General features: G+C 37.4%; 33 protein-coding genes, 1 tRNA gene and 1 pseudogene. 29 read left to right on the plus strand and 6 right to left on the minus strand.

Annotated features, from left to right (window positions below; all coding sequences use genetic code 11):
* Positions 1 to 64 precede the first annotated feature (64 nt).
* On the plus strand, positions 65 to 1,039 hold the full coding sequence (locus tag AC5WOF_RS09950) for a YpdA family putative bacillithiol disulfide reductase (protein ID WP_496049800.1): 975 nt from the start codon (positions 65 to 67) through the stop codon (positions 1,037 to 1,039).
* A gap of 58 nt (positions 1,040 to 1,097) precedes the next feature.
* Here the strand turns inward: AC5WOF_RS09950 and AC5WOF_RS09955 are convergent, their stop codons facing one another.
* Both AC5WOF_RS09955 and AC5WOF_RS09960 read right to left on the minus strand, forming a co-directional pair.
* The gene (locus AC5WOF_RS09955; protein ID WP_496049801.1) at positions 1,098 to 1,685 is read right to left on the minus strand and encodes a hypothetical protein; all 588 of its coding nucleotides are present in this window, start codon (positions 1,683 to 1,685) and stop codon (positions 1,098 to 1,100) included.
* A 108-nt stretch (positions 1,686 to 1,793) separates the two neighbouring features.
* Positions 1,794 to 1,973, minus strand: coding sequence for a hypothetical protein (locus tag AC5WOF_RS09960; protein WP_496049802.1), 180 nt, complete (start codon positions 1,971 to 1,973; stop codon positions 1,794 to 1,796).
* A gap of 143 nt (positions 1,974 to 2,116) precedes the next feature.
* Here AC5WOF_RS09960 and AC5WOF_RS09965 point away from each other — a divergent pair, with 143 nt between their 5' ends.
* The 6 genes and pseudogenes from AC5WOF_RS09965 (at position 2,117) to rpsA (ending at position 6,934) form a co-directional block, all read left to right on the plus strand.
* Entirely contained in the window at positions 2,117 to 2,281 is a 165-nt protein-coding gene (locus AC5WOF_RS09965) for a hypothetical protein (RefSeq protein ID WP_496049803.1), read from the plus strand.
* 194 nt (positions 2,282 to 2,475) lie between these two features.
* Positions 2,476 to 2,838: pseudogene (locus tag AC5WOF_RS09970) on the plus strand (cell wall hydrolase); the annotation flags it as partial.
* A gap of 12 nt (positions 2,839 to 2,850) precedes the next feature.
* Entirely contained in the window at positions 2,851 to 4,194 is a 1,344-nt protein-coding gene (ypeB, locus tag AC5WOF_RS09975) for a germination protein YpeB (protein ID WP_496049804.1), read from the plus strand.
* A gap of 236 nt (positions 4,195 to 4,430) precedes the next feature.
* Positions 4,431 to 5,099 carry a (d)CMP kinase gene (cmk, locus tag AC5WOF_RS09980; RefSeq protein WP_496049805.1) on the plus strand — a complete coding sequence of 223 codons (669 nt, stop codon included), beginning with the start codon at positions 4,431 to 4,433 and terminating at the stop codon, positions 5,097 to 5,099.
* Position 5,100: 1 nt separating this feature from the next.
* Positions 5,101 to 5,706, plus strand: coding sequence for a lysophospholipid acyltransferase family protein (locus AC5WOF_RS09985; RefSeq protein ID WP_496049806.1), 606 nt, complete (start codon positions 5,101 to 5,103; stop codon positions 5,704 to 5,706).
* A gap of 91 nt (positions 5,707 to 5,797) precedes the next feature.
* A complete protein-coding gene (gene rpsA, locus AC5WOF_RS09990) occupies positions 5,798 to 6,934 on the plus strand; it encodes a 30S ribosomal protein S1 (RefSeq protein ID WP_496049807.1) in 1,137 nt (378 codons plus the stop codon).
* 188 nt (positions 6,935 to 7,122) lie between these two features.
* Here the strand turns inward: rpsA and AC5WOF_RS09995 are convergent, their stop codons facing one another.
* The 3 genes from AC5WOF_RS09995 to AC5WOF_RS10005 all read right to left on the minus strand — a co-directional run bounded on the left by AC5WOF_RS09995 (position 7,123) and on the right by AC5WOF_RS10005 (position 8,581).
* Positions 7,123 to 7,410 carry a cytochrome P450 gene (locus tag AC5WOF_RS09995; RefSeq protein ID WP_496049968.1) on the minus strand — a complete coding sequence of 96 codons (288 nt, stop codon included), beginning with the start codon at positions 7,408 to 7,410 and terminating at the stop codon, positions 7,123 to 7,125.
* A 104-nt stretch (positions 7,411 to 7,514) separates the two neighbouring features.
* Positions 7,515 to 7,799 (minus strand): hypothetical protein, encoded by a 285-nt coding sequence (locus AC5WOF_RS10000; RefSeq protein WP_496049808.1) that lies wholly within the window; start codon positions 7,797 to 7,799, stop codon positions 7,515 to 7,517.
* A 383-nt stretch (positions 7,800 to 8,182) separates the two neighbouring features.
* Complete coding sequence (locus AC5WOF_RS10005) at positions 8,183 to 8,581, minus strand: GerAB/ArcD/ProY family transporter (RefSeq protein ID WP_496049809.1); 399 nt, start codon at positions 8,579 to 8,581, stop codon at positions 8,183 to 8,185.
* Positions 8,582 to 8,702: 121 nt separating this feature from the next.
* Between AC5WOF_RS10005 and AC5WOF_RS10010 the strand changes: the two genes are divergently transcribed.
* From AC5WOF_RS10010 to AC5WOF_RS10035, 6 genes are all read left to right on the plus strand, one after another.
* Positions 8,703 to 9,314 carry a hypothetical protein gene (locus AC5WOF_RS10010; RefSeq protein ID WP_496049810.1) on the plus strand — a complete coding sequence of 204 codons (612 nt, stop codon included), beginning with the start codon at positions 8,703 to 8,705 and terminating at the stop codon, positions 9,312 to 9,314.
* Positions 9,296 to 10,186: a YIEGIA family protein gene (locus tag AC5WOF_RS10015; RefSeq protein ID WP_496049811.1), complete on the plus strand. Its 891-nt coding sequence runs from the start codon at positions 9,296 to 9,298 to the stop codon at positions 10,184 to 10,186. Before AC5WOF_RS10010 ends, AC5WOF_RS10015 begins: the two co-directional genes overlap by 19 nt.
* A 1-nt stretch (position 10,187) precedes the next feature.
* Entirely contained in the window at positions 10,188 to 10,367 is a 180-nt protein-coding gene (locus tag AC5WOF_RS10020; protein ID WP_496049812.1) for a capping complex subunit for YIEGIA, read from the plus strand.
* An 84-nt stretch (positions 10,368 to 10,451) separates the two neighbouring features.
* A complete protein-coding gene (gene der, locus AC5WOF_RS10025; RefSeq protein WP_496049813.1) occupies positions 10,452 to 11,768 on the plus strand; it encodes a ribosome biogenesis GTPase Der in 1,317 nt (438 codons plus the stop codon).
* Positions 11,769 to 11,780: 12 nt separating this feature from the next.
* Positions 11,781 to 12,395, plus strand: a complete 615-nt coding sequence (gene plsY / locus AC5WOF_RS10030) for a glycerol-3-phosphate 1-O-acyltransferase PlsY (protein WP_496049814.1) — start codon at positions 11,781 to 11,783, stop codon at positions 12,393 to 12,395.
* Complete coding sequence (locus tag AC5WOF_RS10035; RefSeq protein ID WP_496049815.1) at positions 12,395 to 13,414, plus strand: NAD(P)H-dependent glycerol-3-phosphate dehydrogenase; 1,020 nt, start codon at positions 12,395 to 12,397, stop codon at positions 13,412 to 13,414. Before plsY ends, AC5WOF_RS10035 begins: the two co-directional genes overlap by 1 nt.
* 167 nt (positions 13,415 to 13,581) lie before the next feature.
* Here AC5WOF_RS10035 and AC5WOF_RS10040 read toward each other — a convergent pair whose 3' ends face one another.
* Positions 13,582 to 14,154 carry a hypothetical protein gene (locus AC5WOF_RS10040; RefSeq protein WP_496049816.1) on the minus strand — a complete coding sequence of 191 codons (573 nt, stop codon included), beginning with the start codon at positions 14,152 to 14,154 and terminating at the stop codon, positions 13,582 to 13,584.
* Positions 14,155 to 14,283: 129 nt separating this feature from the next.
* Here AC5WOF_RS10040 and AC5WOF_RS10045 point away from each other — a divergent pair, with 129 nt between their 5' ends.
* From AC5WOF_RS10045 to AC5WOF_RS10120, 16 genes are all read left to right on the plus strand, one after another.
* Positions 14,284 to 14,445 (plus strand): hypothetical protein, encoded by a 162-nt coding sequence (locus AC5WOF_RS10045; protein ID WP_496049817.1) that lies wholly within the window; start codon positions 14,284 to 14,286, stop codon positions 14,443 to 14,445.
* A 14-nt stretch (positions 14,446 to 14,459) separates the two neighbouring features.
* Positions 14,460 to 15,158 (plus strand): YphF family lipoprotein, encoded by a 699-nt coding sequence (locus AC5WOF_RS10050; RefSeq protein ID WP_496049818.1) that lies wholly within the window; start codon positions 14,460 to 14,462, stop codon positions 15,156 to 15,158.
* 53 nt (positions 15,159 to 15,211) lie between these two features.
* Positions 15,212 to 15,340: a hypothetical protein gene (locus AC5WOF_RS10055; protein WP_496049819.1), complete on the plus strand. Its 129-nt coding sequence runs from the start codon at positions 15,212 to 15,214 to the stop codon at positions 15,338 to 15,340.
* A 53-nt stretch (positions 15,341 to 15,393) separates the two neighbouring features.
* Complete coding sequence (locus AC5WOF_RS10060; RefSeq protein WP_496049820.1) at positions 15,394 to 15,711, plus strand: hypothetical protein; 318 nt, start codon at positions 15,394 to 15,396, stop codon at positions 15,709 to 15,711.
* 260 nt (positions 15,712 to 15,971) lie between these two features.
* Positions 15,972 to 16,286: a recombinase family protein gene (locus AC5WOF_RS10065; RefSeq protein ID WP_496049821.1), complete on the plus strand. Its 315-nt coding sequence runs from the start codon at positions 15,972 to 15,974 to the stop codon at positions 16,284 to 16,286.
* Between the two features lie 233 nt (positions 16,287 to 16,519).
* Positions 16,520 to 16,816 carry a hypothetical protein gene (locus AC5WOF_RS10070; protein ID WP_496049822.1) on the plus strand — a complete coding sequence of 99 codons (297 nt, stop codon included), beginning with the start codon at positions 16,520 to 16,522 and terminating at the stop codon, positions 16,814 to 16,816.
* A complete protein-coding gene (locus tag AC5WOF_RS10075; RefSeq protein ID WP_496049823.1) occupies positions 16,761 to 17,966 on the plus strand; it encodes a hypothetical protein in 1,206 nt (401 codons plus the stop codon). The genes AC5WOF_RS10070 and AC5WOF_RS10075 overlap by 56 nt, the downstream gene beginning before the upstream one ends.
* Positions 17,967 to 18,969: 1,003 nt before the next feature.
* Complete coding sequence (gene spoIVA, locus AC5WOF_RS10080) at positions 18,970 to 20,448, plus strand: stage IV sporulation protein A (RefSeq protein WP_496049824.1); 1,479 nt, start codon at positions 18,970 to 18,972, stop codon at positions 20,446 to 20,448.
* Between the two features lie 154 nt (positions 20,449 to 20,602).
* Entirely contained in the window at positions 20,603 to 20,878 is a 276-nt protein-coding gene (locus tag AC5WOF_RS10085) for an HU family DNA-binding protein (RefSeq protein WP_240876962.1), read from the plus strand.
* 98 nt (positions 20,879 to 20,976) lie between these two features.
* The gene (gene folE, locus AC5WOF_RS10090; RefSeq protein ID WP_496049825.1) at positions 20,977 to 21,531 is read left to right on the plus strand and encodes a GTP cyclohydrolase I FolE; all 555 of its coding nucleotides are present in this window, start codon (positions 20,977 to 20,979) and stop codon (positions 21,529 to 21,531) included.
* Between the two features lie 131 nt (positions 21,532 to 21,662).
* A tRNA-Pro gene (locus AC5WOF_RS10095) sits at positions 21,663 to 21,739 on the plus strand.
* A gap of 60 nt (positions 21,740 to 21,799) precedes the next feature.
* The gene (gene mtrB, locus AC5WOF_RS10100; RefSeq protein WP_496049826.1) at positions 21,800 to 22,018 is read left to right on the plus strand and encodes a trp RNA-binding attenuation protein MtrB; all 219 of its coding nucleotides are present in this window, start codon (positions 21,800 to 21,802) and stop codon (positions 22,016 to 22,018) included.
* Positions 22,019 to 22,159: 141 nt separating this feature from the next.
* Positions 22,160 to 22,816: a heptaprenyl diphosphate synthase component 1 gene (locus tag AC5WOF_RS10105; protein WP_496049827.1), complete on the plus strand. Its 657-nt coding sequence runs from the start codon at positions 22,160 to 22,162 to the stop codon at positions 22,814 to 22,816.
* Positions 22,813 to 23,544: a demethylmenaquinone methyltransferase gene (locus tag AC5WOF_RS10110; protein WP_496049828.1), complete on the plus strand. Its 732-nt coding sequence runs from the start codon at positions 22,813 to 22,815 to the stop codon at positions 23,542 to 23,544. The genes AC5WOF_RS10105 and AC5WOF_RS10110 overlap by 4 nt, the downstream gene beginning before the upstream one ends.
* Before the next feature lie 15 nt (positions 23,545 to 23,559).
* On the plus strand, positions 23,560 to 24,426 hold the full coding sequence (locus tag AC5WOF_RS10115) for a UbiA-like polyprenyltransferase (RefSeq protein WP_496049829.1): 867 nt from the start codon (positions 23,560 to 23,562) through the stop codon (positions 24,424 to 24,426).
* Positions 24,427 to 24,440: 14 nt separating this feature from the next.
* Complete coding sequence (locus AC5WOF_RS10120; RefSeq protein WP_496049830.1) at positions 24,441 to 25,277, plus strand: menaquinone biosynthesis protein; 837 nt, start codon at positions 24,441 to 24,443, stop codon at positions 25,275 to 25,277.
* Positions 25,278 to 25,279 lie beyond the last annotated feature (2 nt).

Genomic DNA, 25,279 nt, shown 5'->3' on the forward strand with positions numbered 1-25,279 from the left:
ACATATAATAGAAGAAAAATGAAAAGCACCCACTTGGGTGTTTTTCGCGTAAGAGGATGACAAAATGGAAGATGTAATTATTATTGGTGCAGGGCCATGTGGGTTATCAACTGCAATCGAGTTAAAAAAAGCTGGATTTAATCCATTGATCTTGGAAAAAGGGTGTATAACGAATTCGATCTATCACTTTCCACTTGGGATGACTTTTTTTAGTTCTCCAGATAAGATTGAAATTGGCAATGTACCTTTCCCTACCATTCACGAAAAGCCTACGCGAATAGAAGGTTTAACATACTATCGGAGATTGGTGGAACATTTTGGATTGCGTATTCATCAATATCAACCAGTGGAGCATATTTATGTTAATCCTCATCATTTTGAGATCTGGTCTACTTATCGTGGAAAAAAGCAAATTTTCCATTCTAAGTACTTGATCGTTGCGACAGGATATTATGGAAAACCAAATTTATTAAATGTTCCTGGGGAAAATTCACCTCATGTCCATCATTATTTCCGAGAAGCTCATCCATATGCTGGAAGAGATGTGGTGGTGATAGGTGGAAAAAACTCAGCAGTTGATACAGCTTTGGAGTTGTCTTATGTCCGAGCAAATGTAACGATGATCTATCGGCGGTCTTCTTTTCAATCGAGTGTAAAACCATGGGTAAAACCGTTGATTGAAGCAGTTATCAAAAATGGACGAGTAAAAATGTTTTGGGATACCGAAGTGGAAGAGATACAAGATGATACTGTTATTGTTCGTCATCAAGGTAATAGGAGAAAAATACCTACCGAGTTTGTTTTTGCAATGACAGGTTATCAACCAGATACTTCTCTTTTACAAAGTGCAGGTGTTCAGTTTGAGTCAGATGCCAAAGTCCCCATTTACTCGGAGTACATGGAGACTACAGTTCCTAACTTATATGTTGCTGGCGTTGTCATATGTGGGAAAGAGACTAGTAAAGTATTTATAGAAAATGGACGACTACATGGTCAACAAATTGTCCAAGGTATTAAGAAAAAAGAACTTGTTGGATAACTATAAAACAGTTAAGTGCAAAAACCTCCACTATGAGAGTGGAGGTTTTTTGTAATACCTAATTTGTTTTTCCTGTGAGTAAGAATTGTACCGTACTGGTTACTCGATCTACAATGCGGATAATAGGTCCATCATGGTTTGGTACTTCTGGATCAGTGACAACAGGAGTTTCCGTTGATTTCGTTGGTGGTGTCTCTTTTGGGGGATTTGGTTTGGATTCCTTGACTTGACTAGGCTTTGATTGAGAATGTAACTTTGTTGGCTTTTTAGTTGTAGTAGAACTTGTTGCCTTTTTTTGTTTGGTTGATTGTTTTTGTTGTATTACATCAGTTTGTTCTGTTTTGGTTGATGTCACTGAATAAACAGAAGTTTTGGACTCAGTTGCAGGTACTGGATTTACTTTTACTTGCCCTGATGGTTGTTTAACGGCTAGTTTCGTGTGTGTTATATTGGGAGATTTGTTAACTGCAAAAACCGTTGATTTTGTTTTTTTGGTTGAAGTTGAAGCTTGATTCGTTTGTTGCATAGCAAAAGCGATGCTTAATCCGACCAACAAAGATGCAGCTATTGTACATATATACCAGATCCAATGGGTTTTTGGTCTTTTTCGCTTCAACTCCTGTAGGGGATAATTTGATTGGGTCAAACTAAATTCCTCCTATGATAATCCGACTACTCCAATTAAACAAAATTCGTTACATCTTTTCAAGTTATTCAAATTTAATTCTTTACATTTTCACAAAAAAACAGACAACTAGCCAGCTGTCTGTTTAAATGGAAATGGGATTAAGGTATGAACTTTTGTATTATCTATCAAGATGGATAGGAGTTGTTTTTCGAATGTGTCGTCATCATAGTATTTTCGATTATCTAATAGCTCTCTTAATTTTTCTTGATTTTGGGGACCGTTCATGACCGTTTGATATAGGATCATTTTTCAGCAGCTCCCGTTGCTTTATTATATTAAAGTATAAAGCATTTTTGATATAATGTGTATATTCTTACGGGTAATTTTCACATAAAAAACTTATTTTTTTTCATTATCCTGTCCATACTGAAAATGGTGAGGTGATGAAAATGAATGAACAGCGCAGATACATAGTAAATATACAGTGTAACCAATGTGGTGAGCGATTTATATTAAAAGGAAGAGTGAAAAAAGGAAAGATTGAAACGGGATTTAAAAAATGTTTGTGTGATAATGAAGATGAATTTGAGATATCACAAGAGGAGCTAATCTAGCTTCTCTTTTTTGTATAAGGAACCAAGTAACAGTTCAAAATACCATAGAAGTTAAATTTTTTAGGAGACGAAATAGGTAGGTTAGGAGGTTGGAAAGGATGAAGAAACTTATTTTCTTGTCTGTATTTATATGTGGATTTCTCTTTTTAGCTAGTTCAGAGCCTTTATTTGCTGGTAATGCAGGAAAGAGCAGCAGTGGATTTTCTGAGAATGACATTCGTCTCATTTCGAATGCTGTCTATGGAGAATCCCGTGGAGAACCATATATCGGACAAATAGCGGTTGCCGCAGTCATTTTAAATCGATTAGAAGACAAACGATTTCCTCACACCGTTTCAGGCGTTATTTTTCAGCCAGGAGCATTTACTGCTGTAGCAGACGGACAAATTTATCTTACTCCAAATGCAAAAGCAAAAAGAGCTGTAGTGGATGCAATCAATGGCATGGATCCTACAGGTGGATGTAATTATTATTTTAATCCTGCTACAGCTACTTCTAAATGGATTTGGTCTAGACCACAAGTGAAAAAGATTGGAAAACATATTTTCTGTCGATAAGGAGTGTTTTTTTTGTATAGAAAAATAGCAGCTGTATTATTCCCGGTTTCTCTCATAGCTTTGGTAGCGACAGGAGTGTGGGGGTATTATGAGAGTCAGGATAAAGATTCGGTATTAATCAAAGCAGAAAATCAATACCAACGAGCGTTTCATGAACTAAATGATCATATGGATCAATTAAATGAAGAAATGGGTAAATCACTTGCAATTAATTCAGCAAAACAAACAACTACTTCGATGACAAATGTTTGGAGGCTGACTTATGCAGCTCAAAATGATATTGCACAATTGCCAATGACATTGATGCCATTTCATAAAGCAGAAGAGTTTTTAAGTGATCTTGGTACCTTTTCTTATAAAATTGGTGTAAGGGATCTCCACGTACAGCCAATGAGCAATAACGAATGGAAATCACTACATTCCCTTTATAGTCATCAGAAAGATATACGATCCAATCTACACCAACTTCAATCAAAAGTAATGGATAAGAATCTTCGTTGGATGGATGTTGAACTGGCTTTAGCTTCAGAAGATAAAGCAATGGATAATACCATTATTGATGGATTTCATAAAGTAAACAAAATGGTAGAACAATATCCAGAAGCGGATTGGGGACAGACCGTAAATAATTTAAAAGTAAGGCAGAAAGAAAAATATACCCGATTAAAAGGTAATTCCATTGCTCCAGAAGAAGCAAAACGGAAAGTAGCCCAATTGATGAATCGACCTTCTACCAAGAATATGTCTGTTGTTTTAAATAAAAAAGGTGATTATCAAACCTATAGTGTCCGATATCCTTTGAAATCTGGTGATGTTTACACAGATGTGACGAAAATTGGCGGACATGTGGTGTGGATGATTGATGAGCGACCTGTAGGAAAAGCAAAACTGAGTTTCGACCAGGCTGAAGCAGGTGCTAAGCGATTTTTAACGAGAATTGGTTTCCCAGATATGTCTGTTATCTCGTATAATCAAGCTGATAATTTGCTTTCTTTAAACTATGTTCATCGTGAGAATGGTGTTTTGGTCTATCCTCAGGCGTTGACCGTTAAAGTAGCTCTAGATAACGGTAATGTTGTTGGAATACAAGCAGCAGAATACGTATTTAATTTCCATGCAAAAGCAAAAGGTAAACCAAAATTAACCGAAGCAATGGCAAGGAAGTATGTGAGTCCTAGATTAAAAATCCAAAAAACAAATCTCGCTTCTATTTATGGAGAAGATGGAAATGAAGCGCTTTGTTATGAATTTTTGGGCACCATTGACAAAGATCAATTTCGAGTCTTTATCAATGCACAAAACGGAAATGAAGAACTAGTGGAGAAGATAACCAAAGCGGACATTTCGAAGGCTTAAGAAAATTAGTTCAAATCGGTCCTTGTGTCCATTGAATGGCGTTTGCCCCTTGCAAGTTCGACAAAGTATAGTATAATACCTGTAGAACGAGCACGAATGTTTACATAAATATGATGTTTTGTCGGGTCGAAGTCTTAGATGGATTGCATTGTATGATGAAAATAAGTTCATCACTTTGAGCAGGCTAAAAGACCTGCTCTTTCTATTTTTATGCATGGGGAAAGGATCGACGGAACATGTTGCCCATTCAGGTAGCAATTGATGGTCCAGCAGGTGCTGGAAAAAGTACAGTAGCAAAGTTGGTTGCCAAACAACTTGGTGCAAAGTATATCGATACAGGTGCGATGTATCGAGCAGTTGGATGGTTAGCCTTAAATGAGCATATTGATCTTTCAGATGAAGAAAAAATCGTTCGCTTGGCAGAGTCTCTGCGTTTTACACTTACAGATTCAGGGATACAAGTCAATGGATACCATCTGTCGAATGAAATTCGTACGGGAAAGGTTTCTGCAATTGCTTCCGATATTGCAACATTAGGTGGAGTAAGAGAAGTGCTCGTCGATAAACAGCGCCAACTTGCTGGAGAACAATCTGTAGTGATGGATGGTAGGGATGTAGGTACACATGTCCTACCTAATGCGAATATAAAAATATTTCTTACGGCATCTATTGACAAACGGGTAGAAAGACGTTATCACGAGCTCAAAAAGAAAGGTGGATCCCCATCACTAGAGAGCTTGCGAACAGAAGTTATCAGGCGAGATCACAATGATAAAAATCGTCAATTCGCCCCTTTATGCCGTGCTGTTGATGCTATTCTTCTCGATACAACTGATATGACAACAAAACAAGTAGTGAATCAAATTATTCAGTTATGTCGCACCAAATTAGGCGGTGAAGAGTAGTATGAGTGAGAGTAGAGGCTGGTATGTATTTTTTCGAAAATGTTTTCGAATCCTATTTATAACTATTTTTCGATGGAGAGTAGTAGGACTTGAACATGTCCCCACAGAAGGTCCTGCAGTTATTTGTTCCAACCACATTAGTCTACTGGATCCTCCGTTAGTAGGGAGTGCATCAAAAAGACCTGTACATTTTATGGCAAAAGAAGAGTTATTTCATATTCCGGTATTATCTTATTTTTTACCTAAAATATTGGCTTTTCCAGTTAAACGTGGGCAAAGCGATATGAAAGCGGTTAAGACTGCAATTAAAATCCTGAAGAGTAATGAATTATTTGGAATTTTTCCGGAAGGCACTCGGAAAAAGGAAAATGTATCTGAACAGGAAGCAGAAGAAGGTGCAGTGTTTATCGCTTTAAAAGCAAAAGCACCTATAATACCTGTAGCATTGATTGGTCCCTATCGTTTATTTCGGCCAGTGCGTGTTATTTTTGGAGAACCTATTGATACAACGCCATATTCTACAGGAAAGATCAGTAAAGAAGTGGTGTCAGAAGTTACACGGATTATGATGGATAAAATCCAGACGATAATTCAACAAAATCGGTAAATGGATCATTATGTGAGTATAGAACAATTGCTCCGTGATCATTACAATAAATAATTGGCACATTGGTGATTTCATAAGGAGGTCTGTTGGCATGTCAGAAGAAGTAAAAGCTGAATTTGTGCAAGTTGGAGACGTTGTGACAGGTAAGGTAGTGAAAGTGGAACAAAATCAAGCACTTGTTGATATAGGGTATAAATCTGAAGCAATATTACCTATTTCGGAAGTATCTAGTTTGCACGTAGAACAGGTGGCAGATGAACTACAAGAAGAACAAGAATTACAAGTAAAAGTAATTCGATATAATCAGGAAGAGGATCAGTTTGTCGTATCTAAAAAGGCTGTGGATGCAGAGGAAGCTTGGGAAGGGTTACAAGCAAAGTTTGAATCTGGAGAGTCCATTGTTGCAACTGTGGCTGATGTCGTAAAAGGTGGATTAGTTGTTAATGTGGGTGTACGTGGATTTATTCCAGCATCTTTGGTAGAACTTCGTTTTGTTGAAGATTTCTCCGAATATAAAGGTCAAGAATTAGAGTTAAAAGTTGTAGAATTAGATAAAGAAAAAAATAAATGTATTTTGTCTCGTAAAGCAGTCTTGGAAGAAGAAGTAAACCAAAATAAAGAAAACACTTTAAATAATGTAGAAGTGGGATCGGTATTAGAAGGTACTGTCCAGCGTCTAACAGATTTCGGAGCTTTTATTGATATTGGTGGAGTGGATGGATTGGTTCACGTATCTGAGATTGCTTGGCACCGTGTAGGCCATCCATCTGAAGCATTAAATGTTGGAGACAAAGTACAAGTAAAAGTATTAAAAGTGGATCGTGATAACGAGCGTATTAGTCTCAGTATAAAAGAAACACAAGAAGGTCCTTGGCAAAGAGTTGCTCGTGAAATTCAAGTTAACGATGTTGTCAAAGGAGAGGTAAAACGTCTCGTGTCTTTCGGAGCGTTTGTAGAAGTATTTCCAGGAGTAGAGGGACTTGTGCATATTTCTCAGATCTCCCATCGTCATATTGGAACGCCATCTGAAGTATTAAAAGAAGGCGAAGAAGTTGAAGTGAAGGTCTTAGATATCCAACCAGATCAAAAACGGATCAGTCTTAGTATTAAAGAAGCAAGTGAACAACCAGCTCCTGTGAAAAAAGAAGCACCAGAGTCAGTTAAAGATGATTCTGCTTTTGGTGTTACTTTAGGGGATATGTATCCAGAGCTTCGCAACTTGAAGTAATCTTAAAAAGCGTAATTCAGAAAGACCTAGCTATACATTAGCTAGGTCTGTTTGTGTGGGAAAAAATAAACAAAAACAAATCATTTAGTTAGTACGAAGCTCAAATATAATTGGTAATTTTTTGAAATTGTACATCATAGTGCTTGGGTGGACTTCAAGTTGGGTATCTGTTTGTAGTTGGATTTTTTTTATATTGAAAGTGCAATTCGCGATTCTAATTTGGCAAGGGGAGCACCTACACAATAGTGAATACCATGTCCAAAGCTACTGACTACTCCTAAATTATTTCTTTGGAAATCAAAGTTTTCAGGATCAGGAAAGACAGTTTCATCGTAATTAGCAGCCCCCATCCATACGTTTAAGTAATCCCCTTTTTTGATCTTTTGACCACGTAACTCTACATCCTTAAGAGCTATTCGATTTAAGCTCTGAATGGAAGCTCGAAAACGAAGCACTTCGTTAATTACATTTGGAATATCTTCAGGATGGGATTGGAATGGACAGCTTCCATTTGCCTTTTTTTGATGGGCTCTCGCAAAAGATCATTTGTGAAGGATTCTATTTGTGGCTCCAATTTTTTTTAGATCGGTCCATTAAATGATCGGGAGACATAAGCACGTAGAAATTTATGATCTGGTGGATCTACATTATTTATCGCCCTTGACAGTGGATTGTCGGATGGAGGAACTACTTGGTTGGAAAATGTATCGTATTCACTCATGACTCGTTTTACATCTTCGTAGAGAAATACATGCCATGCACCTTTAGCACCGAAATTCAACATAAAATCGGGATCATAAAACACAGGTTTTTCTCTCTGCATTTCTCGGTACCATGGAAATGGGTTTAATGAGTTTCTTTTCATTTTTCCCCTCCATACCTGTAATTAGTTTTTTTATTTATGTTATTACATTACTATTTTATACTAAATTCATAACATATAGTAAGAATAAAATACTTGAAATTTTAGATGCAGTACAGCTTATCGGATGCCCGTATGTAGAAAGAAATTTTAATTAAATGGATATAGTATGTTATTTTGTTTTATCGAAAAATCGCTAATTATTTCGGAAATGACATGTTGTTTTATGTAAAATAAAATAGAAAAAGGGAATAATTTTTATGAGTAGAGCTAAACCTTGGAAATAAAAAGACGTGATGAAGTAATTAAATAAAACAGTTTTATACGAAAAGATGATTGCAATTGTAATGCAAATCAATGCAGTGATGAAAGGAAAATACTTATACTTATATATATATATATCTATCTTGCAAGCTTAGTTTGGATGCGATGTAATTTAACAGACAAAGTTTAATAAGAAGAGCCCATGTGAGTACAATTATAGGAAAAGGATCGATATTTTTTAAAAACTCACCCTTTGAAATAAATCGTAGATATTCCAGTTGAGGAAATCTTATTCGTTGAGTCAGGTGATATCCAAACTCCAAAAAAGAGTAAATCCAATGTTGAATGTTGATATAGGTAGTTAATAGTGCAGCTAGGCTTAAAGCTATAAAAGGTGATTTTTTTGTTTTAAACTCTGGTGCAAGAAACAAAAACAACACAATGTCTCCTGTCCAATTTAAGGTTACTAAATAGGAGTAGTTCATTTTATTCCAATCAAAGTGAAAAAACATACGAAGCATATTAAATATATACTGAAGATTTAGATATATCACAATGAATTCAACTAGAAACTTTCCTTTCCCGGAAGTTTTTTGTTTTTTCTAGTGTTTATTTACCCATACTAAAAAAGAGGTGAAGTCTATGTCTACATTTATTCCTCTGGTTATTATGATTTTACTTTCAACAGGTTGGTTAACTTTTCTTCCAACGCAACTAGAAATAACCAAACAATACATGATTGTATATTTGTCTATTATCGGATGCATCTCCTTACTACCGCCGATTTCTATTACGTCCTCTGTTGATATTCAATTGGACTATCTTTTCCTGTTTTTCTTGTTTATCTATTCGTTAAAGGACACTTCTGTTCCCCAGTTAGTGACGTTACTTAGTTTGATTTTAATGTTAGGAAGTATTTTATTTTTATTTCATGAAGTTTTAGGAACTACTTTGATGGGCAGATCTTCTGTTTTTCAATGGGTAACCATTTTTTTATCGCTGGGCGAAGCTATTGTTTCAACAAATAAGATGAGGGAACAATTTTGTTTGATTTATGGCGGATTGTTGGCAACACAGGGTGTTCTCTACTATCTTTATCACGAACGTATCAGTCCAATTTCTTTCCCTGGTGTAGGAGTATTAGATACGTTTTGGATTACCATTGTTATTTTAATCGTACTAAAAGGTGTACAGCTTCGGATTTCTACTATACAGAAAAATTGGAGGCTCGAGTATTGGATAAAGAAACGTTAGCTATTTCTCTTGGAGTTGCAATTGGCTTTATGACTAGGTTGCGTTTGCTTCAAAGTGATTACCGCCAATATCCCACCTATCCACATGGACAAGTTATCCATTTAGCTTTGGGCTTAATTGCTTCTGCGTTAGGGGCAGTTGCAATCCCTGCTCTCTTAAAACCTGACTATACAGCAGTTACTTTTTTAACCCTTGCAGCTCAACAGTTTCGAGATGTACGAAATATGGAGAGGCAAGCCCTGCAAAAATTAGATGAAACTGAATTAGTTCCAAGAGGATTTAGCTATATTGAAGGGATAGCTATGGTCTTTGAAGGAAGAAATTATATTGTCATACTAGCAGCTCTGTTTACGAGCGCAGCGGTGATGATTGGTGGATGGGGTACTGGATTGATTGTAGGAGTTATCGTTATTCTTTTATCTAGTTTCTTAAAATCTGGAAAGCGAATAGGTCAAATTGGAAATGTATATGAAGTACCACTTCGTGTTAAAGGGCCTAGTTTATATGCAGATGATATTTATTTGATGAATATTGGTCTAGAAGATAATCTAAAGCGAATCATGGAAAATGGAGTAGGTGTTATCATAAAACCGTTAGATGCGAGTAGTAGAATAACCATTTCCAATCTCGGTCAGCGCCAAGCTATTTTGCATGATGTTTCTTCTATTTTAGGAGTAACTAGAGATTCTGGTGAACCAGCTTTGACTCCTATAGCAAAGTTAGATTTAAAAGATGGTCGATTGGGTTTAGTAGTTTTACCTCAAGAAAAAAATGTACCAAAATTAATAAAGATTATTGAAAGTGTACCTGTACTCGAAAGTGCTGTGCGTAAACCGAATGAATTTGATGAAAAAAAGCAGGTGGGAAATTAGAATGAACGAAATAATATTAGCTGTCATAACGACAAAACGGGACTTAGTGGGAGGTGGTTCTCCTATTTTTGTCACGGAAAACGAGAAAGAATTAATAGAAAGAGCTTTTTTATTGGAGAAGATTTTAGATGCGATGGTACATAAATTAAATGAATCGACTTATATCATCGTAAAACATTAACGGTTGAAGTCAGAACCGACGATAGGTAAACTGTATGAGGGAGACTTTGACGATCAAAGTGATAAATGAAGTGAGGAAGTTTACATGAGTTTACCAGTAGTTGCAATTGTAGGAAGACCAAATGTAGGAAAATCAACGATATTTAACCGATTAGCAGGTGAGCGGATAGCAATTGTTGAAGATCAACCTGGAATTACGAGAGATCGAATATATTGCCAAAGCGATTGGAATGGAGAACGATTTCATGTGATCGATACTGGTGGTCTTGAATTTGGAGAGCAAGATGAAATACTAGATCACATCCGTAATCAAGCAGAATTGGCTTTAACAGAATCAGATGTTATTTTATTCGTTGTCGATGGTAGAGAAGGAATTACAGCTGGTGATGAAGAAGTAGCTCGATTGTTGCATAAAACAAATAAGCCTGTAATCGTTGTTGCTAACAAGATTGATCATCTGAAACATGCAGATTTGGCATATGAGTTTTATCAACTGGGTTTTGAGCATGTAGTTGCTGTTTCGTCTTTGCACGGAACAGGTACGGGTGATTTACTAGATTTAACTGTTTCGCTTTTTCCGGAGAAACTGGAAGAAACTTATGATGAGGAGACCATTAAAGTATCGTTAATCGGTCGTCCAAACGTAGGAAAATCTTCGCTTGTCAATGCAATTTTAGGAGAAGATCGAGTGATCGTAAGTCCTGTCGCAGGTACAACTAGAGATGCGATCGATACCCCGTTTACCCTTGAAGGGGAGCAATATGTCTTAATTGATACCGCAGGGCTTAGAAAACGTGGAAAAGTATATGAATCCATTGAGAAATTTAGTGTTTTACGAGCCATGCAAGCAATCGAACGTTCAGATGTTTGTCTCATTGTATTAGATGGTGAACGAGGTATTGCAGAACAAGACAAAAAAATTGCGGGTTATGCCCATGAAGCAGGACGAGCAGCCATATTTGTAGTAAATAAGTGGGATGCTGTTGAAAAAGATGAAAAAACAATGGATCGATTCCGTAAAGAGATTCGGTTCCAATTTCAGTTTATGCCTTATGCACCCATTCTTTTCACCTCTGCTAAAACGAAGCAACGGGTTGGAAAAGTATTGCCAAAAGTAAAAGAGGTAGCTGAACAACACGCAATGCGAATTTCGACTTCGGTTATTAACCAAGTGATACAAGATGCTATTACCATGACTCCACCTCCTTCGGACAAAGGGAAAAGATTTAAAGTACAATATGCGACACAAGTAGCTGTAAAGCCACCAACCATCGTTTTGTTTGTAAATGATCCAGAACTATCTCATTTTAGTTATTTACGTTATTTAGAAAATCAACTGAGAGAGGCTTTTGCGTTCGAAGGTACACCGCTGCGAATATTGTTACGTAAAAAGAACAAATAATGGGGAGGATTTATGGACTTTTTAGCTATTATTTCGATTGTACTCGCTTATTTAATAGGGTCCATTAGTTTTAGTTACTTAATAGCACGATGGGTAAAAGGTGTGGATATTCGTGATCACGGTAGTGGAAATGCTGGAGCGACCAATACCCTTAGGTTACTTGGTAAAGGTCCTGCGGTAACGGTTTTAATTCTTGATGCTTTAAAAGGTGTTATTGCTATATACACTACTTTTCTCTTTGTTGGAAATAACCCTATAGTCCTAGCCGTCTCTGGGATGCTGGCCATTTTTGGCCACAATTGGCCTATTTTTTTACGCTTTCGTGGAGGAAAAGGAGTTGCAACAACAATAGGTGTTGTCGTTTCCTTGATGTTTTATGCAGGTCTTATATCTGGAATTATAGCTATTCTTCTTATTGTTATCACTCGATTTGTGTCTCTTGGATCATTGGTATTTACTGTTGGCTTACCTTTCGCTGTCTTAGCCTTTCAAGGTCATTATCCTGAGCCCTATCTTTGGCTTAGCTTTGCTATAGCTTTACTTGCTATTGTCAGACATAAACGAAATATCAAAAGTTTATTTCAGGGGACTGAACGGAAGATTGGTCAAAGGGAAGGAGAGAAATAATGAAGCGAGTTGCAGTTATTGGTGCGGGAAGCTGGGGAACCGTTTTGGCAAATGTTTTAGCTGATAATGGACATGAAGTTACCATATGGGCAAGAAAAGAAGAAGTGTCAAATGAGATAAATAATTTACATTGTAATCGTGCTTATCTCGGGGAAGCTGAATTACACCACAATTTAAAAGCAGATTCTTCATTAAAAACTGTAGTTTCTAATAAAGAGGTTGTTTTATTTGCAGTCCCATCACATGCGATGCGTGAAATGTTAACACAAGTGAAACTTTATGTTCACTCAGATGCATTGCTCATCCATGCAACAAAAGGTTTTGAACAAGAATCATGGAAACGAATGTCTGAGTTAATTGCTGAGGAATTACCACAATGGGGTGAACGAATTGTGGTTTTATCAGGACCTAGTCATGCTGAAGAAGTGATTAAACGTTCCCCTACAACAGTAGTTGTAGCTTCTTCTTGTCAGCAAAGCGCAGAATTAACCCAGACTATCTTTATCAACTCCTATTTCCGTGTGTATACGAATCCAGATGTTGTTGGTGTGGAGATAGGTGGAGCATTGAAAAATATTATCGCTTTAGCCACTGGTTTAGCCGATGGATTGGGATATGGGGACAATGCTAGAGCTGCTCTAATGACACGGGGATTGGCAGAGATTGCGCGTGTTGGTACAGCAATGGGTGCGGAAGCCATCACGTTCGTTGGATTAGCCGGAGTAGGGGATTTAATCGGCACTTGTACGAGTAAGCATAGCCGAAATTGGCGTGCTGGTTATGCCATTAGTCAAGGAAAAAGTTTAACGGAAGTGTTATCCGAGATGAAGATGGTAGTAGAAGGCGTCAAAACTACCCGTGCAGGTCATGCATTAAAAGAAAAATACAATATTGAAATGCCGATTACAGAGCAGCTCTATGCTGTTCTCTTTGAGGGAAAAGATCCTAAAATTGCTGTTGGAGATTTAATGAGTCGAGGTAAGACAAGAGAGTTACAGGAAATGGCACAAGGTTGGTGAAAAAAATTTTCACAATCTAATATCGCATCGAGTGTAAGGAACATATTCTAGGAGTAGCTTGAAACATTATCCTATTAACACTTGAGCATAGGTGTATCTGGGACAGGGATCAGTTTTTGATGCACCATCATACACATAGGATGATGAATAAGAAAAAAGGGTAAGCCCTATGGCTTAACCCTTTTTCTTCTGATGTTTCTTCTGCGCGCTGTTCGTGGTATTGTGTTTGGTCTTGATCTAACCGTGTTTGTGCGTACACGTGCTGGTTTAGCTGCAAACATCTGCGTAAAAATATTTTGCATAAATGGGGATTGCAATACATTTAGCACCTTACCCATATCTACATATTGCAACATGCGTAATAATGGAGAACGAGGGGGTGGCATATTAGGGAGTTTGATAATGGGTATATCCTCATCTTTAAACTCATCTTTCGTTTTAAATTCATCTTTACTCACTGGGGGTTTCGGTAATTGCGGTACAAAGGGTCGTTTCCCCGCCCGCGCATCTCTTCCTACGGTGAAAAATTTTGCAGTATGATCCATCATAGATTCCAATCGTTGTAAAGATTGGCTCAAATCATGAACAGTTGATCGGAAGGAGACAAACCCGTTCATTAATCTTAAAATGTTAATGTTAGGTACGGCAGAAGGGCTCGGTAGAGGCCTACGGGATATTCTCCCTGTAGGAGCTCTGTGACGTCTGGGATATTGCTTTGATCGTACAGGAGATTCTTTCACTGCTACTCCTCCATTCAGGCGTTAGTCCATCTATCATATGCAGGGCTTAATCCTTAAGTCTAGACGGTTATCTCTATGAATGGATAGGCTTCTGCGGAATTGCTTAAATCTAGAAAGGAATGTCAATACATGTCTTTGATGGCCACTATTTTTTTTCTTATTTTGGTTAACTTTTTTGTTGCATTTGCAAGACAACAAAAAAAGGGAGGCTTACGTGCTCTTCTGTTTGTCATTGCCATTGTGACACTGCTGCTAGCTGTTTTATTTGCAATACGAGCATTATCTGCTTAGGAGGATGAATAGAAATGAAAAAAGCTTTTCGTTTGGGCGCCATTATGATTGGTTTCTTATTCCTTACAGCATGCATGTATCCCAATGAGGAGAGGCAGCAACTTGCTGATGTAGTAAATCATGTAGCCAGGGTACAAGCTCAGTCAGAACAGTATCTACAGCAACATAAAACACTGCCATACAAATATTCAACCGATGACAGGAAATTTACTTCGCATTATCTGGTAGATTTTCAATTGCTATCTGAAATCCCAATGACTGCATACGAAAAAGGAGGGGATTTTCTATATGTCTATGTAGGCGCAGAAGGAAAACAACCTCTTGTTCGCTTGTTTGATCTACGTGTGAATGATGAAGTAGAAAAAGTACAACTCGCAATTAACAATTACAAATCGAAAAACAAAAATTTACCGATCAGGTCAAAAGAAGCAAATGGATTTTTCGATGTTGATTTAGAAAAATTACATATGTCAGACATCAAAATCCCATCTCCCTATTTTTCTGAAGCTAATTTGCCTATTCTTATGGATAAAAATGGCCGTATTTTTTTGGATTATCGAGGTGATGTCACTCGATTAATCCAAACGGTAAAGCAAAAACCTTCCTCACAGGAAGATCTGCGCCCGTTTATGGCAAAAAACTCGCTTTTTGTCCCAGCGTTCTCACCTCCACTAAAAGTTGGAAAGAAGGGAGAAATACTTTTTTTCTCATAATTTCTTAAAAGATTCATATGATGAAGTAACCAATTGAGAGGCAGGGTTTTGGGATGAATACAGTTTTGTTTCACCTCATCCTTATTCCAGGTGTATTTATGCTAGGTTATCTATTTGCAAGCATAAAAGTTGTCGCATTTCATACTGCAAAAAAAGAAAAAGATAAAGAGCTACAGCAATGATATGTAGCTCTCTTTTTTGCTTAAATTCGAAATTTTTGGGGATAGTGGTATAAGTGAAAGCTCATATCGCGAAATATGATATTTTAAAATTACAGTTGATTCTGATGGATGGAGAATCAGATGGTTCGGAACTGTCAAAGAAGGCTGTGGCGGAGCAGATGCTCACGGTTGGAATGGAAATAATCCTAGCAGAGGGGAGAGATACTCTCGAAGCAATCGATGAGTTCTACTTTAGCTCTGCTGGTTTTCCCAAGATCGGCCCAGCGATGGTTGCAAAGGGAGAAGAACTCGGGTTTCCTTATAGCATCCACCTCCCTGATGCAATGAATGCCTTTGAGAAGGCTAAGGAGATGATTCTCCAGAAAGACTGAGTCGACAGGTCGAGGCAGCAACCAGTTGTCTCGACCCCGCATTTGAAAAATAGCCACCTGATAGGGTGGTTTTGTTGTGTATGCGCGTTTAAAATGGTACAAGGATTAGAAACACATCATTCACCTATCCAAAATTGGGTGCTTTTTGTGTCCATAAAGATGGTTATAATATATTTTAAACGTTTATAAATTTCATCTGACCATTACAAACGAAATATGGTATAATTGTAATAGTCTGAATATTCACGAAAGATGAAATGATGCAAAAAGTATTTGGATATATTCGAGTGAGTTCGAAGGACCAAAATATAGATCGCCAGTTAGTAGAATTGCAAGAACTAGGTATTGAAGTATGTGACGTATTTATCGATAAACAAAGTGGAAAAGATTTTGATCAACCTCAATATCAAACATTAAAACAATACTTGCGTAAAGGTGATTTATTTTATATAAAATCGATTGACCGCAATTTTACTATTGATGATTTTTTGGAATTATCCAATGTATATGAGATAGCAACGATAATGAGCCAAAATCCAGTTATTCTATTGGATGATAGTGAAACAGTTCATTAGAAAGAAATAATTAAACAAGTACGTCGAGGATATAGACCTTATCAGAAAATTGAATATCAAGACAAAACAAAGAAAGTGAACCAGCATCCAGCGACTGAGGGGCATGGAACCATATAATGGAATCTATCTGACGACGACGAAGCAAGAACTCTGTCATTGGCCTTTTTCAGGGCGTGAGCAAAAACACCCATATTATGTAGACACTTTTTATCCATAAGAAAGAACGGACAGGCATGAACTCCAGGATTCGCAAAAAAATTACATTTCGTTTGTTTTACGATGGGCTTCCTTACATTTATCTAGATACAACAGATCAAGTGAGCGAGAACAGTAGTCTTAAAGATGAGTTAGTATTGAAGCGAGAAACAAATGACCTTCATGACACACTGGCATTCTATTTATTACGTTCATATATAAATTACGATTATTTAGAAAGCAAAGAACGCACCATTGTTAATGATGGAGGAGATTTATATGAGAAAATTCATCACAACCTTATGTCTGTTTATCTTGTTGTCTGGATGTTCTGAGATCAATCCGATGGCAGATCCACTCGATAAGGTCGATTCTAGAACCAGAGTCTATCGCCCTGGTTACGAGAAAGAAAAATCAATGGGTGATCCTGCACCGATGATTGAGAAAGCAAATCCACAAGCATTTATTTTTCGCGATGAGAAGATGATCTATTCCTGTAACCTGATCACCATCAAGGATTTACGTGATACAAAGGCACTGCTTCAACCTTCCTTGGACGGTGGTGGAATTATTCGGCACTACATGGATGGAGAAGGAAATGACGAAGAGTTAACCGCTGATTTGGAGGAAGGTTCCTTTAATCAATGCCGTTATCTATTAGTGAATCAAACGAGTATTGATGGAACCGACTATAATGATTTTGTATATTTAGATGTTTATCAAAAGAGATACTCAGATCTTGCTATTATCAAAAGGCAAATCAAACAGGATTATGAATCCGAAACGAGTTTTGGGGATGTGAAGGTGTTTCGGAAAAAAGATTCAACCTTTGATAATGAGGTGTATGTATTACAAAAAGGTGACGTGTTCGCCAAAGTAAAATTTGAATTAAAAGGGAAGACGTCAATGATCCAAAATCTCTTAAAAAAATCGGCTAACAACCTGACAAAGCAAGTTGTTCATCCCAATGGACTTTCGAAAATCGGGTTCAAGAGTCCAACATTCACCAAAAGTTTTGTGAATACATGTGAGATCGTTACAACACAGGATCTAAAGAAGATTTCTGGAAATGATGGAGTGGCTTTAGTAATAGAGGATTTTGGAACGGCTGTCGGAATAGAGATGTTGTATCCAAACTTATATAACTATGTGTCCCATGCATGTTGGAGGTTTGTGGGTAAGCAATATGTTCATATTGAGGCCAAAACATTCGAAAATGAGCAGGCTGCCAAAGAAGATTTTGCTGAACACAGGAACTATTATCAGAGTAAGAAGCAATATATCCAACAAAAAGGAATTAGTGATGAGGCCTATTTGAATAAAGATAACTCTGACCAGAAGTTGTTGCACTTTCGTAAAGGAAGGGTGAATATCGATATTGAGTACGTGGATGATAACAAGAAGAACATGGAAATAAACGAGATGCTCCAGAAGTTAAAGCTTATAATCCCCGAGATGATGAAACGGCTGAAGTCTGGATTGTAATTCACTCCATTCGAGTTAAGCCCTAGTTAAACCGGTAAAAGGCTCAGAACCAGCAATCGAACAATAAATCTTAATTTATCCAATAAGCCTCTGAATCAAAAATCACAGAGGCCTTTTTACTATACTTCTATATCATCTTTTAGTTTTAAGAAGTTTTGATAACAATCATGGCTTTCTATTCACGAATAAACCATTTATATTCTTTCGTCTCCCCTTCATAGGTGACTTCGCCTCTCTTTGTAATCTTTTTCCCCGATCAAAGTGCTTGTTCGCACATTTGAGCATGAAATTCCTTTTTTGTGTGTCCAGTTTATAGGAATAGCCTTCGCGAGAATGCAAAGGCTTAGATTCGGATATGATTAACCCCATGGAATTGCTGATCTCTTTCATTAAATCTTTAATTTTCTGGCTTTTTATCATACATCAAAAACACGCACAGCTATTACTTGGACACGGGTTAGAAATTCGGATGGAACGTAAATTTAGGTAGCTTCGCTGGTATTACCTCAATTTTTAAGAATCTGGCGACCTTTTCATGTACAAAAACATTAAAATGCCATCACAACTGAAGAGAAATGACGGGTTTGTGACGGAATGAAATACAAAATTTGGTTTATCATTATATAGAAGATATATTCAAAATGATTTGCTATTTCCTAATTACGGATATTTTAACGAGGAATGAATATAGTTTTGATTACATACTGAGAGATGGAATTAGAGAATGTTTATATAGAAGAAACATGTATTCAAAGGTGACCACACTTTGACCACACACTACCCAACACTAAATAAAATTTAATGCACATAAGTAGACGTAATCCTCCAACCCTCCGCATAGAATGCACTTAAATGACCTCAGGTAAATTAAAGAAAAAGTGCATTGTCATATTAAGAGAATGAGCTCATATATTAGTAGCGTATAGTGTAAACCGGAGGGGAGGGATAGCCTTCAAACCGGCAATAAACCCAGCAAAGCATGAACCTTTGAGGAGGGTAATGGATGGAAAAAGTAGATATCTTAAAAGATATTGCAGAACGCACAGGTGGAGACATCTACTTGGGGGTAGTAGGTGCAGTTAGAACTGGGAAGTCAACTTTTATAAAACGTTTTATGGAGCAAGTTGTTATTCCTAATATCGCAGATTCCTCTGAGAGAACAAGAGCAATTGATGAGCTGCCACACAGTGGGGCAGGGAAAACAATTACCACCATCGAACCAAAATTTGTACCAAATCAAGCAATAAACGTATTGGTGGATGAAGGATTAGATGTCAATGTTCGTTTAGTTGACTGTGTTGGATATGCAATCGAAGGCGCAAAAGGTTATGAAGATGAAAATGGACCAAGAATGATTAATACTCCATGGTTTGAAGAACCTATTGCGTTTCAAGAAGCTGCTGAAGTAGGAACCAGGAAAGTTATCCAAGAACATTCTACACTTGGTATTGTGGTTACAACAGATGGTAGTATTACGGATATACCAAGAAGTTCTTATGAAGAAATGGAAGAACGTGTGGTAGAAGAATTGAAAGAAGTTGGAAAACCTTTTATCATGATCCTAAATTCTGCCCACCCTCAGAGTGAAGAGACGGAGCAACTGCGTCTATCTCTTGTGGAAAAGTATGATATCCCAGTAGTAGCCGCAAGTGTTGCTACGATGAGTGAGGAAGAAATCTTAGGTGTTCTTCGTGAAGTATTATTTGAGTTCCCTGTACATGAAGTCAATGTGAATCTCCCTAGTTGGGTAATGGTGTTGGAAGATAAACATTGGTTACGACAAGAGTTTGAGGTTTCTGTCCGAGAGACAGTTAAAGATATACGAAGACTCCGTGATGTAGATCGGGTAGTTGGTAAATTTTATGAATATGAGTTTATTGATAAGGCAGCACTTTCTGGCATGCACATGGGTCAGGGAGTAGCGGAAATTGATTTGTATGCACCAGATGAATTGTATGATCGTGTATTGACAGAAGTAGTAGGCGAAGAGATAAGAGGACGTGACCACCTGCTACAATTGATGCAAGATTTTTCTATTGCTAAGCGTGAGTATGATAAAATTTCTGAAGCTTTACAGATGGTCAAAACAACAGGTTATGGTGTAGCAGCACCTACTTTGGAAGAGATGAGTTTAGATGAGCCGGAGTTGATCAAACAAGGATCTCGCTTTGGGGTCCGTTTAAAAGCAACAGCACCTTCGATTCATATGATTCGAGTAAATGTAAATTCGGAGTTTGCTCCAATTATAGGAACTGAACGACAATCAGAAGAGTTAGTAAACTATTTGATGAGAGATTTTGAGCAAGATCCGCTTCGTATTTGGGAATCTGATATTTTTGGACGTTCTCTTAACTCCATTGTGAGAGAAGGGATTCAAGCGAAATTATCTATGATGCCGGAAAATGCCAGATTTAAGCTACAAGAGACACTTGAGAGGATTATAAATGAAGGGTCAGGCGGACTGATTGCCATCATATTATAAGAAAAAGGTCGATAGTTTGAAACTATCGACCTTATTTTTTAGGAAAAATCATTTATAGTACTTGAACTACGGTCATTGCTTGTATTAGTATAGATGTGTCCCACGTATTGTCCCTTTACTGTGACAATAGGTGATTTGTACAGGAGGTGCGGTTATGAACAAAACCGATCTAATCAACAAAGTAGCAGAAGCTACAGAAACAACTAAAAAAGAAGCTACACAATCAGTAGAAGCAGTATTATCTGTAATCTCTGAGGCACTAGGTGCTGGAGAAAAAGTTCAACTGATCGGGTTTGGAAATTTTGAAGTCCGTGAGCGTGCTGCACGTAAAGGACGTAATCCGCAAACCGGTGAAGAAATTGATATCCCTGCAATGAAAGTTCCTGCTTTCAAACCAGGTAAACAATTGAAAGAAGAAGTAAACAAATAATATACTTCTTTTTTCTATCCATCGGATGGGACTACATATAAACACAAGGGGACCCTTTTCTTGGGTCTTTTTGTGTATATTAAGAAGGGATTTTATAGATGGATAAACCGAAATTAGAACAAGCGATCAAACTAATACTAGAAGCAATAGGCGAAGACCCAAATAGAGAAGGTTTGCTAGAAACACCTAGTCGTGTTGCAAGTATGTATGAAGAAGTGTTTGCAGGCCTTACGGAAAATCCAGAAGAACTTTTTTCTGTTGTTTTTAGTGAAGAACATGAAGAGTTAGTTTTAGTAAAAGATATACCTTTTTATTCTATATGCGAACATCATTTGATTCCTTTTTTTGGACATGCTCATGTTGCTTATATTCCAAAAAGTGGCCGCGTGACTGGGTTGAGTAAATTAGCTCGGGCAGTAGAGATTTTATCCAAACGACCCCAGTTGCAAGAACGGATTACAGCGACTGTTGCTGATGCAATCATGTCTAAATTAGAACCACATGGTGTGATGATTATGATTGAAGCAGAACATATGTGTATGACGATGAGGGGTGTAAAAAAACCAGGTACAAAAACAATTACAACAGCTGTTAGAGGCGTATTTGCAGAGTCTGCTGAAAAGCGCGCAGAAGTATTAGCGATGATTCGCTAGCTTTTATTAATGAAGACCACAGTTTTATAACAATTTTAATTTTCAAACAGGTTTTCTTTTCTCTCTTGACACAAGGATATGCTCGTTATAAAATGATATCTGTTCTCTTAGAATTAAGAAATCATGTATAACGGGCTATGGCGCAGCTTGGTAGCGCGCTTGCATGGGGCGCAAGAGGTCGTCAGTTCGAATCTGGCTAGCCCGACCAAAAAAATCCCTTCCCTTATCGGGAGGGTTTTTTTTACCCAGCGTTGGGAGGGTTTGAAAAATGGGAAATCAAGTAGACTATTTTGTTATAAAAGCGAAAGAAAATGGTGTGAACGTCATTGGTCTTACACGAGGAAAGGACACCCGTTTTCATCACTCAGAAAAGTTGGACAAAGGTGAAGTGATGATTGCGCAATTTACAGAACATACATCTGCTGTGAAAATTCGTGGAAAAGCTGAGATTATCACCTCATTTGGAGTTGTAGATACAAATGAATAAGAAGGTTTTATGGCCGGGGTAATATACTCTGGCTATTTTTATGTAATCAACTTGATGGATTTACAAATTTGTGACAAATGCTTTTTGGTAATGAATTATGGTATACTATCGTGGATATAGCAAATATAGGAGGACGCTTTAATGACGTCCATACATAAAACGCAAGAGGAGATTATTCTTCGTCTGAATCAACTAACAGGCCACTCTTATTTATTGGAGAAATGTGGAAAGCCTAAAATACCGGAATTATTTATAAAAATTCTTCAACTTATGTTAACATCTATCCAAGAAAAACCCCAGCGTATCATTTCATATTGCGTTTCTACAGCATTGTTGCGTATGGGGCTCGTTGTACATGAACAAGTGTCCTTGGAAGATGAAAAGGATGTAGAAGTATTTCAAAAGAAGCAGTTATCCATATTAGCTGGGGACTATTATAGTAGTTTATTTTATAAGACACTTGCTCATCACAATGAAATAGAAGGAATGCAAGTACTATCTAAAACAGCTAGTCAGATTTGTGAGGCAAATATGCAACATCATATCGATGGTACCTTTGATCCATTTAAACAGGAAGATTGGACAGGCCATCAACTGCTTACGGCTCTTGCCGATTTTTTTCATGTTCACAGGCAGGTAGAATGGTGTTCACTCTTTTCTTACTACCTTCATTTGGACCATCATCGGGCTCCAAAGATTCAGCGAGCAACCTTTTTAAAATGTATGGAGTCTATTGAGCCAGAGAGTGTCCAATCTGTCCTATATCAGATGTTGTTGGATAAGGAGGCAATTCATTGAAGGATACAAAGGTAGTCCCTCTCCAAGGTACAGAAAAAGAAAAATATGTTCATCAAGTTTTTGAAGATATCGCAGAAAATTATGATCGAATGAATAGTATCCTAAGTTTTCGCCGTCATCGCGCATGGAGAAAATTTGCGATGAAAAAAATGAATGTAGGTGAGGGAGATTCAGCTATCGATGTATGCTGTGGAACGTGTGATTGGACAATTGCACTAGCCAAGGCCTCTAAAACAGGAAGTATCATTGGGCTGGATTTTAGTTCTAAAATGCTGGAAATGGGATTGTCTAAGTTAGAAAAAGAAGGAATACAAGACAATGTTAATCTTATAGAAGGTAATGCATTAGAATTGCCATATCCAGACAACACATTTGACTTTGCTACGATTGGGTTTGCTTTGCGAAATGTTCCTGATGTAGTAAAAGTTTTACAAGAAATGAAGCGAGTGGTCAAACCAGGAGGAAAAGTGGTCTCTCTTGAGTTGTCGAAGCCGACTTGGAAACCATTTCGTGCTCTTTATTTCTTTTATTTTGGTCGTATTCTACCTCTATTGGGCAAACTATTTGTTAATCGTTATGAGCAATACAAATGGCTGCCTACATCACTTTTATCTTTTCCTGATTATAAAGAGTTAGAAAAAATGATGAAGGAAGAGGTTGGATTTTCTGATGTAGAGGTGTATCCTTTATCAGGGGGCATTACTGCTCTACACATAGGCTACAAATAGAAGAAGGTAATCATCATGGTAAAAAAACTAAAATTGGTCCTAGACATGATCAAGTTTGAGCATTCTATCTTTGCGCTTCCATTTGCCTATCTGGGAGCTATTTTAGGAAGCCTAGAGGTAAATGGACATTTTCCTTCATGGATGCAAATCTTTTGGATTACAATCGCAATGATAGGTGCTAGAAGTGCAGCGATGGCATTAAATCGAATCATTGACCGCCAAATTGATGCAAAAAACCCAAGAACCTCAAACAGGCACATTCCAAAGGGGCTAATTCCTGTTTCCTTTGCTTGGGGATTTGTGGTCGTTTCCTTTCTTGTATTGTTTATTGCAGCTTTCCAGTTAAACATGTTAGCTGTAGAATTGTTACCGATTGCGGTGTTTTTTTTGGTTTTTTATTCATATACAAAGCGTTTTACATGGACATGCCATTTGATACTTGGTATAGCAACAGGTCTGGGACCATTAGGTGGCTGGATTGCAACTACTGGACAGATTGATATCAAAGGAATACTGCTCTTTTTAACAGTTGCATTGTGGATAGGTGGATTTGATGTTATTTATGCTTGTCAAGATGTAGAGTTTGATAAAAAAGAGGGGCTTCACTCGATTCCTGTTCGATTTGGAATTAAAAGAGGATTGCAGATTTCATCCTTTATGCATATCGGTACTGCTCTTGGATTATTTGGGCTTCTTTGGATGACGGATCTCGGAGTTTATTTTGGTTTAGGAGTTATTGTCGCATTGCTCATTCTTCTCTATGAACACTCTATCGTCTCGCATGATGACCTTTCCCGTTTGAATACTGCATTTTTTACCATGAATGGGGTTCTGAGCGTTATCGTATTTTGTTTTATGATGATAGATGTGCTATTTCGATAAAGGTGGATGTGGAAATGAAACCGATACGCATTGGGAAAATTGCATTTACAAACATTTTACCGCTATACCACTACTTTCATTTTTCAGATTTATCGGTGGAACTCATTCCTCAAGTCCCATCTCTGTTAAATCAATCAATGGCAGATGGTAGAATTGATATGGGTCCTATTTCTTCCTTTGCTTATGCTCGTGATTATCCGAAGTATATTGTCATGCCAGATATATCAATTAGTGCAAAAGGTCCAGTTGGCTCTGTTTTTTTGTTTAGCAAAAAAGATACGTTTTCAGCAGTGAAACATGGAAAAATTGCATTAACCAATACATCAGCAACTTCGATTCATTTACTCAAAATTTTATTAGAGCATTTTGCTAATGGTTCACCGAGTTATACAACCCACGAAACAAACTTAGACAAAATGATGGAGGTTGCGGATGCTGCCTTGTTAATTGGTGACGATGCCCTCCGCGCTAATTGGTCCAATACAAAATATCATGTGTATGATCTAGGTTTACAGTGGTATAAAGAAACAGGTCTACCAATGACTTATGCAATATGGGCGGTAAACCGTCGTGTGGCAGAGGAAAGACAGGAGATGCTTTCACTTATCTATCAACGATTTTTACAAGCAAAAAAACTTGGACAACAGGATCTGATTCCAGTTATTCAAGAAGCGAGGAGACAAGTAGGAGGAGAAGTAGCTGATTGGAAAAAATATTATGCTGGGCTTAATTATAATTTTGGTCCAGAAGAACAACGTGGTTTAGCTACTTACTTTCACTATGCAAAGCTTACTGGATTGATAAAAGATGAAGTGAAAATTGAGGTTTTGGATCTACCTGTACACATCTAAGC

Source organism: Shimazuella sp. NTD250 (assembly GCF_059510375.1).